Raw genomic sequence first — 12,491 nt, 5'->3', positions numbered from 1 at the left:
CAACACTCCTCCTTTTTTATAATCTTTCGAAAACTCGCAACCCTGCACCAACGACACCATTATCTTGCTTTAATGTGCTGATGCTCATTTGCCCTAAAATATGTTGTTGTTCAGGTAATTGGTAGCTTTTTAGCTTTTCTTTCATTAACTTAAGCAGAAAAGGATTATTTACGATGACACTGCCTCCGAAAACCATTTTATGTGGATCCAATAAACAGGAAATCGAATAAAGTCCTTGAGCTAAGTTGTCAGTCACATCTTCAATGATGCGATATTCACAAGTCCCATTTGCATAGCCTGCAAAAACTTCTTTAGTGGAAATATTTTCAACTTGCAATTCCTTTTCCGCCAACTTTTCGATGGCAGGCCCAGCAGCCACTTTTTCCAATCGCTTAATTCCCTTATTGTCTGCCTTCGAAAGTACCGGTATCAACCCAAGTTCCCCGGCGAATCCTGCCCCCCTGAAAAATGAACCATTTTGAATGATGGAACATGAGATTCCGGTACTAATAGTCACATAGACAAATGTCTCGTTCCGCTTTACCTGAGCTGCCTTCCACTCGGCAAATGCCGCCATATAAACATCATTGTCAATACTTATTTGTTCGAGTCCGAATTGCTCCCGTAAACGGGCAGTGATGGGGAACTGTTTCCAAGGTAAATTATTTTGAAAAATAGCTACGCCATTTTCACAATCAACTTTACCTGGTACACCCACACCGATGCCCTCTATGTCATCTAGGGAATAAGATGATTTTTCAAGAACTTGTTCCACTGCTTCTAAAACTCTGGCAAACATTTTTTCCCGATCTGAAGGATCACTTTTTACATCCACGCGCTTTAGCAATTCTCCCGATTCCGTAATGATACCCGCTGCAATTTTTGTCCCTCCAATGTCAATGCCGATTGCATTTTTCATTTTCCTGCACCTCTTATTCCTCTCCATCGTTTACTTTTTGAACAAACGATTCCGAACACTTTAGTCTTTCCCCACTTCCAAAAATAGTAAACTAATTCAGACTTTTTGTACCACCTTATATGGTTGGGTTGTTGGTACAAGTTTATTTTAATAAAAACTCATAGCCAAAATACTATGAGTTTTTTTAAAACGTAAGTTCAGGATTAGAGTGTCTAAATAAGCCTGCCTTCCAAAAACCATACTTACAAACTATACTTATTTATTTTACACCATCACAACTTGTTGGGTCAACCCATCAAGTTGTGATGTCCTAGAATTAATCTTAGGTTTAAGTCCCCGATTGAATCGTGTACATTTTTCTATTTATTTTCCGCCTGTTACTGCAATTCCTTCAATAAATTGTTTTTGCAAGAAGATAAATAAAATCAGCATTGGCAGTATCGCTAAAAAGGAGCCTGCCATAAGTATAGGATAGTTAGTTAAATATTGACCTTGAAGCGATGACAATCCGACAGAAAGTGTCATTGCTTCAGGAGAACTATTTACGATCATTGGCCACATCAATTCATTCCAGCTCCAAAGAGTAGTGAAAATGCCCAAAGCAATCAACCCAGGTTTCGCGAGGGGAAGCATTACTTTCCAGTAAATTTGAAAATGATTACAGCCATCAAGTCTGGCCGCCTCTTCTAGTTCTTTTGGAAGTCCCATAAAGAATTGCCTTAACAGGAACGTACCAAATGCACTAAACAGACCTGGTACTATCACCGCCTGTAATGTATTTAACCAGCCAAGATCCACCATAATCATATATTGCGGGAGTAAAAACACTTGTCCTGGTACCATTAATACCGATAAAGCTAACATGAACAGAATGTTCCTACCTGGAAATTCAATCCGAGCGAATGCATAGGCGGCTAACGAACACAAAAATAGCTGCCCTGCCGTCCGGACGACCGTAATTATAAAGGTATTAAACATAAATTTGAAAAAAGGCAGAAGTCCAAAAACCTCTATATAGTTCCCCCATTGGAAATCCTTAGGGATTATAACAGGCGGAACGTGAATTGACTCAGCATAAGTTTTTAATGAGGTTAAGATCATCCAAAAAAAAGGCATGACCATTGCCACGGATCCTACAATAAGGACGAAATGGATAAGGAATGTCTTACTTGTTACAAACTGCCTCGTTCTTTCCAATGGTTCTCCCTCCTTTAGTCATAATGAACCCATTTTTTCTGTAAGACCATTTGGATTGCAGTGATGATCAGGATTACTATTAATAATAGAACAGCGATTGCTGCTGCATATCCCTTATCGTTTAAAACGAAAGCGTGCTGATAGAATAAATAAACTACCGATTGTGTGCTTTCCAAGGCTGTACTGCTTTTTCCAATCATCATGAAAATTAGATCAAACACCTGAAAAGCTCCAATTAGAGAAGTGATGCTAACAAAGAAAATAACAGGAGAGAGCAGTGGCAGTGTAATTTTAAAGAACACACTGATCGGCCCTGCTCCATCCATTTCCGCCGCTTCATAATAGGACTTTGGAATTCCTTGAAGACCGGAAAGGAAAATGACCATATTATAACCAATTCCACTCCAGATTGCTACCACAATAATCGAATATAAGGCAATTTTCGGATCACTTACCCACTGTGGACCCTTGATCCCAAATAAAGACAAAAGATAGTTTAGCAGTCCGTAATCAGAATTATAAAGCCATTTCCAAACCATTGCGATGGCTGCAGGCATTGTAATTACGGGTAAGAAATATAATGTGCGATAAACGGATTTCCCTTTAATTTTCTGGTTTAGGAGTACCGCTATTATAATAGAGAAGAAAATCCCGATTGGGACAGTGATAATAATATAAATCCCCGTATTCTTAAATGATTTCAAAAGGTTAGTATCCTCAAGCATCCGCTTATAGTTATCTAACCCCGTCCACTCATATTGACCAAATGCTCCCCATTCGGTGAAACTAAAATATAAGGTCTGAAAGATAGGCCACAGGTAAAAAATGAACAAACCGAGCATGGTAGGGGCAATCATGAGATAAGCCCAAAAGAAGTCTGAACTTTTCCTTGTCTTCGTTAAGTTGGAAACCTTAAGTTTTGCATTCGTATTCACTTCAACCTGTAGAGGATGTTCCTTCACTGCATTCACTCCTTTTAAGGAACGAAGAGAAGAATCATCTTCTCTTCTTCATTTTTTCTACTTCTTGGATAGTGCCTCATTTGCCTTTTCTGTTAACTCTCTTACAGCGTCGTCCACACTTTCTTCTTCACTCCAAACCTTTTTAAGAACGTCCGTTTCATACTGCCAAATTTCTCCTGTCCTTATAACACTAGGCAGTGGAACAGAATAATCGACACCATCAATAAAGGCCTGAAGATTTATATTTGGAACGGCTTGTATCCAAGCATCCTGTGTATCATTATAAGCTGGAATAACCGTCCCTGTTTTCGCAAATATATCTGCGGCTTCTTTAGAGCCTAGAAACTGGACAAACTTCCATGAAGCGTCTTTATGCTTTGTGTTAGCCGCAATAACATTGGCTAGCCCATGAATGGCAACCGCGCGCTGTTTTCCTTTTGGTACTACAGCAACATTTATATCAGGATTATTCTTATACTCTTGTACCATCCAAGGACCATCAAACATCATCGCTACTTTTCCTGAAGAGAATAATTCAGAAGCGGCTGTTTCTGTCATTTGAGCCTGTGTTGGAGATAATCCCTCCTTTATGAAACTAATGTTATAGTTAAGTGCATCAATGGCCTCCGGTTGATCAAATCCTACGGACTTGCCATCGTCAGAAATAATATACCCGCCATTTTGCCAAATAAAATCATAATAACCACCTTGGTTGCCCATTGTTGCAGCAAAGCCCCAAATATCTTTGTCATTATTTGTCAGTTTTTTAGCGACTTCCTTTAACTTATTCCAATCCCAAGTGTCATCTGGATATGGCACACCTGCTTCATCAAAGATTTTTTTGTTATACCATAAGCCTGTTGTATCAAAGTCTTTTGGAATACCAAATATTTCTCCTTTAACAGTATAAAGATCAATTAAAGACTTTGGATAATTATCTAAGCCATAACTTTCTTTTTTTGCAAGGTCAGTAAGTGGGAGGATTACCTTACCTTCTGCATATTTCTCAACATGTGCACCGTTCATCCACATAACATCTGGCAACGCCGCGCCAGTTGCAGCAGTCTCAAGTTTTTGAAAATACTGGCCATAAGGAGTTATCTCCGTTTTCACTTTAATGTCCGGATATTTTTCATTAAATAATTTGATAACTTCATCAATGGCAGTCACTTGCTTCTTATCCCAAAATCCATAAGTAATTTCCACTTTTCCGTCGCCTGATGCAGTGTCATCATTACTACATCCAGCTAATCCTATTAATCCTAAAATTGCGGTTAAAAGCATTATTAGCCATTTTTTCATCATGTTACCTTCTTTCAAATAAAGTTTTATAGATTGCTAACAAATTACTTCTTGAACACGAATGGTTTTGTGACAATTTCCACCATGATAACCCTTACATTATTTATTCCATTAAAAATTTTACTACAGCTTTAATTAGAAATACGTACGAATGCGATTTGTATAGGGCTTACCACCTCCACTAATAAAATAGACTCGGAAAATAAAACCAGGATATGAACAAATCTTCTTTGTTGAATTTACACTCCAAAGAAAATGGTAGATGGTACCTTTCTCTTAATATATGGAAAGTTACTTACCTCTTGGTTTTTCTTTTAAACTATTATAATAATGGTCAATATTAATAGATTGACCCTGTTTTAGCCTTGACTCTTCAGCAGCAAATGCCATTAGGTGACTTCTTACTGAAGCAAGTGCGGAAGAAACGCTATCTTGTTTATTCCCATATTGAATTTCTCTCAAGAAAGTCCTAATGATGCTGTTATCTCCACCACCATGTCCACCAACTGGATTGTCAAATCTTATTATCGTTTCATGCTTCGTGAGAAAATTAAAAATCGAAATACTATTTTTCTCCATATTCCCACGTATTTCTCCTTTTGTTCCCATTATTTGAACAATACGTGTTTGCTCCCTTGTGAACCCGCACATACTAAACGTCGCTGTTGCTCCACCCTCGAATTCCATATTTACAACTTGATGATCCACCACATTATTATCTGAGCGATATACGCATTTTCCAAATGGAGTTTCATTTAATGCTTTAATTATTCCTTCATTTGTATAGTCCTCTGTAAATTTCCTTGCCCATCCTTTTCCTTCACCTAGATAATACCTTCCAGCATGAAATGGGCATTCATGTTCAACAGGACAGCCATCTAAACATCTTTTCGGTGCTCCAACTGGTGCATTTTCTTCCTTAAAGTGCATAAGCGAACCATATGAACTAATGCGTTTACACTCCTTGTCTATTACGAAAGAAATAATATCCATATCATGACATGATTTTTGCAGAATCATCGGACTTGTTCGTTCTTTATTATTCCAATTGCCACGTACAAAGCTATGCGACATATGCATCACTTCTACATTTTCATTTAATTGCAGCGAAACTACCTCACCAATTTCTCCTGATGAAATAATCTTTTTAATTGTTGCCCAAAATTCTGTATACCTCAATACATGGCATATTGTAAGATGTCGATTATACTTTTGGGCTGCTTGTTCCATCGCTATGCATTCCATTGGATCTGGGGACATAGGCTTTTCCAACAAAACATGATAACCCAGTTCCAATGCTTTCATGGTCGGTTTAAAGTGATTGCGATCAAGTGTACAAATAATAGCTACATCTGCAATTTTTCTTCCTGAATTGAATGCATCTTCCCAAGACTCATAACTATTTTCGTTGGAAATATTATGTTCTTGTTGAAATTTAGTTCTTCTTTCTTTATTCGGCTCAGCTACACCTGTGATCTTTAATTCATTAGGGTATTCTAAGGCATAAGGTGCATAAGCTCTTACCCCTCTGTCACCTGCCCCGATTATTATTGCTGTCATTTGTTTCATGGTTTACTCTCCTATCTTCCATTTTTCCGATAGTTTTCCTGATTTACTCCAAACGTTTTCCAACAAATTTCAAAAAAAGAACCGCTTAGGTTCGTTTTATGTTAGATGATTCCCGAAGGACTAATTCAAATGGCAATATGATTTTTATCGGAAGCTTAATCTTCCCTTCTACCATTTCCATAATAGTTTTAGCTGCAATTCTTCCCATTTCATATTTAGGGATTTCTACCGTCGAAAGCTGTGGAGACGAATATTTCCCCATTTCAATATTATCAACCCCAAAGAAAGCGATATCCTCTGGAATTCTAAGTTTATTTTCTCTGACAGCTCTCATGGCAGGGATGGCCATCAAGTCACTCGCACAAACCATTGCTGTTGGCAAATGCAATGGATCTCTTTTAATCAAAGTTTTCATTTTTTCATAGCTGTTTTCCATTTTCCACTGTGTATTCATTACCCAATCAGATTGGATGGTTAGCCCGGCTTCTTCCATGGCATGTTGAAAACCTTTAAAACGATGTTCTGCATACAAATTTTCAAAAGTTTCATTAACACCTCCACCAATAAAACCTATGTCCTGGTGACCTTGCTTAACTAAATACTGAACCACCATTTTAATAGATTCCTCACGATCGTAGTCTACGATTGCTATATTTTTATTTGTATAAAAAAAGTCCAATCCTACTAGAGGTATATTTTGTTGAATATATTCAATAGTACTGTCATTAATCTTATCGATAAGAAGCAGTCCTTCAATCCCCGAATCATGTATAGTCTTAAGAAGTAGCGTCTCGTTTTCAAGTTCATCCCTGGTAATACTAATCAGGTTGTAATCATGATCTGTTAATACATCACGAATACCTGTATAAATATTTGCAAAGTAAGGGTTAATTTCCGCTTGTTTTGGATTGGCTACCCACCCAATTTTCATTGTTCTTATGTTATTCTTTCCTTGCTTGTTTGCAACTAAATTCCGAGCATTCTGATTTGGTATATACCCTAACTCCTTAACAGCCTCCCAAATTTTTGCTTTTGTTTCCTGGTTAACATTTCGTGTCTGATCATTTTGAATTACTCTAGAAACAGTAGAAATGGAAACACCTACATGTTCAGCAATATCCTTTAATCTTATCACTAATAAAACACCTCTTAATTATGTACTTAAGCGCTTTCTTATAAAGGATAACAAATATTTTTATCCTTTATAAGGAAAACATTTTGAATGTTTATAATGTTTTTAAGAGTAGTTTTATTTCGTTCACATTTCCGCTTAACACCCAATGGGTTGTAGGTACAAGTTGTATTAAAAAAAGGTTCCAATAAACTGTTTTTGCCGACAAAACCCTGTAGTTAACTGAAAATTATGACTAAATTAAATATATACTCCATCCGTTAACCTGTCAACCCAACAACTTAAATAAATAAAAAAATTCGATTCCTTGATATTGAAATGTAATTATCTCTTACATTTCATGTTAGCGGGTTTTTGGAACATAAAAAACTCATAGACATAATGCTATGAGTGATTCAACCTTCATGTTAATTCCGTGTAAAAGCGGCAGCGATCGCCTCGAACAATGGATATACAAAACTCAACAGGCATTCCATTAATATCATAGGCTGTCCGTTCAAGCAACAGTGCCGGACGGCCTTCTTCCGTTTGAAGGTACTCACTTTCTTCAGCACGAATGAGTACGGGTTCAAATGCTTCTTTTGCTCTGGTTACTACTATATTAAATTGTTGTGAAAATAAATCATATAATGAAATTTCGCCAACTTTTTTAAGTTGCTCCGTATCTGAAACCACGTATTTCGGTATGAAAGATGATTCCATAATATACGGCTCATCGTCGGCACAACGAAGGCGTTTCATTTCAATGACATTCTCATCTTCTCCAAGCAGCAGCGCTTCCCTGATTTTTGCCGTTGATTTAACTTCCTCTATTTTTAGAATGATATCTTTAGGGTTCATTCCTTTTTCTTTCAATACTTTGCTAAAGCTGTAAAACCCCATCAATGACTGTTGTAATTTGGGTTTTGCCACGAAGGTACCTTTTCCTTGAATTCGGTAAAGGATGCCTTCCTGTACTAGCTCCTCAATTGCTTTTTTAGCTGTGTTCCGGCTCACACTGAATTGGTCCATTAATTGATTTTCAGATGGGATTTTGTCACCCTGTGTCCAATTCCCCTTTTCAATAGCACCCTTCAGCCTCTCCATCAATTGGTGATAAAGTGGAATTACACTTTCGTGCTCCAGTGGTTTCATTATAATAAGCCTACCTTCCATCCATACTATCCATACTTACATTCTTTTAACAAATTATATCACTTATAGTGTCAACCCAACAAGTACAGTTGGGTTAGGAATATAAAGCGTTACAAATATTTTTTATGAATTGCTCACATAATTCTGAGAGCCGACTATCTTTTGCTCTCACTTCCGACGAGAGTTCTTCAAAACCCTTTCCAGCTTGAAGTTTCCCTTAACCACTGAAAACATCTACATCAATTTCAGGAATATTTTCTTATAAAGGTCAATATTCACAATTCCATGGCTAGGATTTACTTCTTTATATGTGTCAAATTCTTCAATAGTTCGTTTAGGAGAAATGAATCAACCTATACATGAATAATATCAAAATTTAAATAAAAAATATAAAAAGGTTAAAGGTTTAGCCTTTAGTAAAAATAATGAAGGAGACTATTAAAATGACACAAAAACAACAATATCAGCAAGCTATCATTGTTGCGCAACAAGCCAAACAGGCTATACAATCTGCCCAAGAGAATGATAATCCACAACTATTCCAACAAGCACAGCAACAGCTTGAAGAAGCTCAACAACAACTTCAAGATGTTCAACAGTCTTGGTTCTAATTTCATAAGTAATGAAACGTTCTGGATCAAAATGAATAAAATCAAGGTGAAGAGAGAGTGAAAAAATAAGCATTATCATAGACTTCCTGGAGCCATTCACGATATACATGTCGGGGATTTTTTTCGTTTTGTCTTCCTTAATATTTGACTTTAAAAAAGCCTTGCTTTTGGTCTATGCAGGCAAAAGCAAATTTTGGTTTCTTTCCGTCATTTTTTCCTCTATTCGTATAAGAACCATATAATATTCCTCATCTTTTTCACTGATTTCTTCTGACGGACGGCCTAGCTCTGTTTTTCCTTCTTTACCTAACTAAAAAAGGAATCCTTCTTTTTGGATTCCCTTTAGAAAAAATATGCATTTTTTTGGCTTTGGTAAGGCAGCTCGTGTTTCAAACTCTCATGGCATTAATTGATAGGAGTAACTCATTTGCTCGCTGAAGCTCTGTCCGTTTTAGTTTCCCGAGTTCGCCTCGTTAACCGGCTGCTGTAATTGTACCTTGTCCCCTATTTCAATGGACAATAAATCCTCACCTATTAAAACGGTTCCTCCATATGTTTTTTTAGTTCTTTCGAGCAAATCAGCTTTTTCTTCAGTTAATCCTCCCAATAATACTATATGTGAGTACACAGCAAGTTTTGGTTGTATCTGGCTAAAGACTTTACCTGCTTCTTCCGGTGTAGTGTGAAGATCAAGTATATTGGCGATTGATTCTGATTCATTATCAGGTTTTGCCGCTGCAACCTCATGAATTACCACATCAGCACCTTTGGCAAATTTTATAAGATTGTCATTATAGCGGGTGTCACCTGAGATAACTACTGAATGTCCTTTGTAATTAACCCGATAACCGAAAGCCGGCTCTATTGATTTATGGTCAACCTTGAAGGCTATTACTTCAATTCCCTTTTTGTTATAGATAATACCCTCCTTGATATCATTTGCGACAATACTTGCTCCTTCAACGTTCCCATTTCCAGAGTCATCCCTTGCATCCAAATCGGCTTTAAATGCTTTATTCATATGAACCATCATTTTCTCGGTTCCCTTAGGTCCCCAAATCTTAAATGGTTGCTCTCTTTTCCCTCCTGTTGGTAAGGAACCTGTAAGCCATACGTCCGATATGCCGATTGTATGATCCGAATGCAAATGCGTAAGGAATAACTTATCAACACTGCCTGGTAACATATTCGCTTTATATAATTGTAAAGCGGTTCCGCGTCCAGCATCAAAGAGGAGTTTTTCATTACCAACTTCTACAAGAGTAGCTGGACCGGAGCGGGATGTACTTAAAAGTGGAGAACCTGTTCCTAATAGGGTTACTTTAAAGTCGGTTTGCTGGTCCACTGTTTGGCCAAATGAAGGAAGAAATAATGATAATGATAGAATTATGGTCACTACCAACAAAAAACCAAATGAATTATTCCTTATTCTTTTCTTCATAACAAAAACCTCCTGTCAGATTTTTTGACTTTACACAAGGAAAACCCATTTGTTTCTAATATAAAACTTTGTTTCAAAATCAAATGTGCAAGCTAAATATTACAATTTTTATAACATTCAGTCAATAATAACCAAAAGAAAACATGTATGTTGTTTCAAGTTTCCATCCAGACAACAGTACTCAATTTGGGAAAGAAGCGGAAATAATCTAAGTGAATATTGGATGAATCGTTCATACTAAATAAAAAATACTGTTCAAGAAGGAGTTTATATGCCAAAAGAAAAAAATAATCCAGCTCAGCCAAAAAGTCAGGTTAGTCGATTAAACGACGTGATGGAAGTGGATACAGATGTCAATGAAGATCCTAATCGGGAAAAATTATTGGACGAATCCGTTGATGCATTTCTAAAATCGAAAGAAGGACAGGAATATTAGAGGCGGAATTGTGGTCGCTATTGTCTTGTTTTAAAACGTTTTTATATTTTTTCTACTTTAAATGGGCCTCTCATGAAGCTTTTGAGCGGCCCGTTTTGTTTATTTATCATTTCTTCTTGGGGTACCGCCACATCGCCATCAAGCTACGCGCGCAAGAGATAATATACAAGGATGTTCTCTTTAATTTGCTATGGTAACACTAAAAATACCGCATGACAAAAATAACCATCCAGGTTGAAATTGATTCATAAGCTCTTCCGTTCTAACTGAATAAAGAGAGTACCTTTCTTTACAGTCCCATTCCGAAAAAACTCTGGTTCACCATTCTTATGATATATACGAGAATTCAACTTCAAACGTGAGGCATAGTAAGAACCTTCATTATTCATTTTCTGTAAGCGTGTAAGGCGAAATACCCTAAATCCCTTATCTATAAGCCTTTCGGCTAAATGGTTAGTAGACCTGTGGAACCGAAGGTGGTTTTATCATTTTCTCTCCCTTTTCCTACTAAACGTGGAGGAACTCCCCACCCGGCTCATGAGGACACCTGTAGATGCTGCGAGGCGGCTACACAATTGTGTGAGTGGTGTACTCGCGACTGTTGACTAAGCCATACACATAAAGCAATTAATTCTTGTGCTTGATATTTAGTTGTACGTTGAACAAAACCAACTTCTTTAGCTAATTGTTGAAGAGAAGATGGAGATAAGTAGTTTTGAAGCTCTTGAGAAAAGAGATTCATTTCGTCTGAAACAGAAAAACTCATAGAAAACGCCATCCTTCCTGTATATTTCTACAAAAAGAATAACGTTTTTTTATGATGATACAAGTTCACCTTAGCTTGATGGCGATGGGGTCCCGCCAACATTTTAACAAAAAATATACGCTAAGCCTTCGGATGTGACCGGACCCAGCCGTCTCTCTTCTATAAAGTCTGTTTTTATGAAGTAAATCTTTTTGTTCTTGATAACCAAATGGAAATATTTGTTTTTGTGTGAATGCGTCGAAAATATATAAAGGTGAACTAAACATTGTATATTTTCGACTTGTTGCTAAAGTACCAGTGTTTCATTCACATCTGTACTTGAACTGAGGCTCTGTCTGTATATAAAAAGCATTTCTTACTTGTGCGCTCCAATTTGCAAAGGCTGATCTCCATTCAGGAGTGTTAAAGAATTGATCTACAGTTTGAGTTTCAGAATGCCAAACTATAAATAGGTTGAGTGGGGCAATTCCTCCTGCCCAAATTCCATTATTTGCGTCAGTATCTTCTTCCCTTACTAATAATAAGGGTAGACCAAATTGAAAAGCCATTGAAGGTTCTACTTGTGAATAAACTGATCCTATCCAAAATGGAGTGGATGGTGGAAGGGGTCCTGCATTGACATCAACTGTTTGAATTTTAAAACGACGAAGGTTTACTGCCAACATTCCATAGCTTGATGAAACTAACCGACGAATATCAGTTAAAATGGATTCAGGATAACTTTCGCTTAATGGTAATGTACGCGGAAAAAGCAAAGCATTCTCAATCTCTAAAATTAGACGGTTTAGAAACCGTTGTTGGTTGTCATTTAAATGAGTTGTCGTACTTAAAAATATAGGAATACGATAAGCACGGTCAATACACTCTTGGTGTGCCGATTCTATTTTCGCTTTATCTTTACGTAAAGAGCTATGCTCATTATTACTCACTTTCTCTTCATCCTTGCGTGAAGAGCTATTCTTATTTTTACTCACTTTCTCACCTCCTTTTTTTATTAGTATATGAAAAAGGAATAAGTGAGT

11 protein-coding genes and 2 pseudogenes are annotated in these 12,491 nt (G+C 37.0%); 2 read left to right on the top strand and 11 right to left on the bottom strand.

Annotation, left to right across the window (positions count from 1 at the left end; translation table 11 throughout):
• Positions 1-16: 16 nt before the first annotated feature.
• The 8 genes and pseudogenes from ACZ9AO_RS09290 to ACZ9AO_RS09255 form a co-directional block, all read right to left on the bottom strand.
• On the bottom strand, positions 17-919 hold the full coding sequence (locus ACZ9AO_RS09290) for an ROK family protein (protein ID WP_350299233.1): 903 nt from the start codon (positions 917-919) through the stop codon (positions 17-19).
• A 363-nt stretch (positions 920-1,282) separates the two neighbouring features.
• Complete coding sequence (locus tag ACZ9AO_RS09285) at positions 1,283-2,041, bottom strand: carbohydrate ABC transporter permease (protein WP_251542807.1); 759 nt, start codon at positions 2,039-2,041, stop codon at positions 1,283-1,285.
• An 89-nt stretch (positions 2,042-2,130) separates the two neighbouring features.
• Positions 2,131-3,051 (bottom strand): carbohydrate ABC transporter permease, encoded by a 921-nt coding sequence (locus ACZ9AO_RS09280; protein ID WP_232522829.1) that lies wholly within the window; start codon positions 3,049-3,051, stop codon positions 2,131-2,133.
• A gap of 84 nt (positions 3,052-3,135) precedes the next feature.
• Positions 3,136-4,380, bottom strand: coding sequence for an ABC transporter substrate-binding protein (locus ACZ9AO_RS09275; RefSeq protein ID WP_476108921.1), 1,245 nt, complete (start codon positions 4,378-4,380; stop codon positions 3,136-3,138).
• Between the two features lie 291 nt (positions 4,381-4,671).
• Positions 4,672-5,949, bottom strand: coding sequence for a Gfo/Idh/MocA family protein (locus ACZ9AO_RS09270; RefSeq protein WP_476108920.1), 1,278 nt, complete (start codon positions 5,947-5,949; stop codon positions 4,672-4,674).
• An 85-nt stretch (positions 5,950-6,034) separates the two neighbouring features.
• Positions 6,035-7,084 (bottom strand): LacI family DNA-binding transcriptional regulator, encoded by a 1,050-nt coding sequence (locus ACZ9AO_RS09265; protein ID WP_476108919.1) that lies wholly within the window; start codon positions 7,082-7,084, stop codon positions 6,035-6,037.
• A 399-nt stretch (positions 7,085-7,483) separates the two neighbouring features.
• A complete protein-coding gene (locus tag ACZ9AO_RS09260; RefSeq protein ID WP_285856612.1) occupies positions 7,484-8,215 on the bottom strand; it encodes a GntR family transcriptional regulator in 732 nt (243 codons plus the stop codon).
• 124 nt (positions 8,216-8,339) lie between these two features.
• Positions 8,340-8,530, bottom strand: a pseudogene (locus ACZ9AO_RS09255) (FMN-dependent NADH-azoreductase); the annotation flags it as partial.
• Between the two features lie 128 nt (positions 8,531-8,658).
• Here ACZ9AO_RS09255 and ACZ9AO_RS09250 point away from each other — a divergent pair.
• A complete protein-coding gene (locus ACZ9AO_RS09250) occupies positions 8,659-8,826 on the top strand; it encodes a hypothetical protein (protein ID WP_476108918.1) in 168 nt (55 codons plus the stop codon).
• A 451-nt stretch (positions 8,827-9,277) separates the two neighbouring features.
• Here ACZ9AO_RS09250 and ACZ9AO_RS09245 read toward each other — a convergent pair whose 3' ends face one another.
• Positions 9,278-10,267 (bottom strand): MBL fold metallo-hydrolase, encoded by a 990-nt coding sequence (locus tag ACZ9AO_RS09245; protein WP_476108917.1) that lies wholly within the window; start codon positions 10,265-10,267, stop codon positions 9,278-9,280.
• Between the two features lie 271 nt (positions 10,268-10,538).
• On the opposite strand from ACZ9AO_RS09245, the gene ACZ9AO_RS09240 reads away from it, so the two are divergent.
• Complete coding sequence (locus ACZ9AO_RS09240) at positions 10,539-10,703, top strand: hypothetical protein (RefSeq protein WP_176474523.1); 165 nt, start codon at positions 10,539-10,541, stop codon at positions 10,701-10,703.
• Between the two features lie 503 nt (positions 10,704-11,206).
• Here the strand turns inward: ACZ9AO_RS09240 and ACZ9AO_RS09235 are convergent.
• Both ACZ9AO_RS09235 and ACZ9AO_RS09230 read right to left on the bottom strand, forming a co-directional pair.
• Positions 11,207-11,469: pseudogene (locus ACZ9AO_RS09235) on the bottom strand (IS4 family transposase); the annotation flags it as partial.
• Positions 11,470-11,771: 302 nt separating this feature from the next.
• A complete protein-coding gene (locus ACZ9AO_RS09230; protein ID WP_251542813.1) occupies positions 11,772-12,398 on the bottom strand; it encodes a hypothetical protein in 627 nt (208 codons plus the stop codon).
• Positions 12,399-12,491 lie beyond the last annotated feature (93 nt).

The organism is Peribacillus sp. TE19612, from assembly GCF_056279465.1.
This window is presented reverse-complemented; position numbering and strand designations above follow the sequence as displayed.

Coding starts and splice junctions, on each gene's coding strand:
- ACZ9AO_RS09240 (WP_176474523.1), top strand. CDS start 10,539: ATGCCAAAAGAAAAAAATAATCCAGCTCAGCCAAAAAGTCAGGTTAGT.
- ACZ9AO_RS09250 (WP_476108918.1), top strand. CDS start 8,659: ATGACACAAAAACAACAATATCAGCAAGCTATCATTGTTGCGCAACAA.
- ACZ9AO_RS09245 (WP_476108917.1), bottom strand. CDS start 10,267: ATGAAGAAAAGAATAAGGAATAATTCATTTGGTTTTTTGTTGGTAGTG.
- ACZ9AO_RS09290 (WP_350299233.1), bottom strand. CDS start 919: ATGAAAAATGCAATCGGCATTGACATTGGAGGGACAAAAATTGCAGCG.
- ACZ9AO_RS09275 (WP_476108921.1), bottom strand. CDS start 4,380: ATGAAAAAATGGCTAATAATGCTTTTAACCGCAATTTTAGGATTAATA.
- ACZ9AO_RS09285 (WP_251542807.1), bottom strand. CDS start 2,041: ATGGTCATGCCTTTTTTTTGGATGATCTTAACCTCATTAAAAACTTAT.
- ACZ9AO_RS09260 (WP_285856612.1), bottom strand. CDS start 8,215: ATGAAACCACTGGAGCACGAAAGTGTAATTCCACTTTATCACCAATTG.
- ACZ9AO_RS09270 (WP_476108920.1), bottom strand. CDS start 5,949: ATGAAACAAATGACAGCAATAATAATCGGGGCAGGTGACAGAGGGGTA.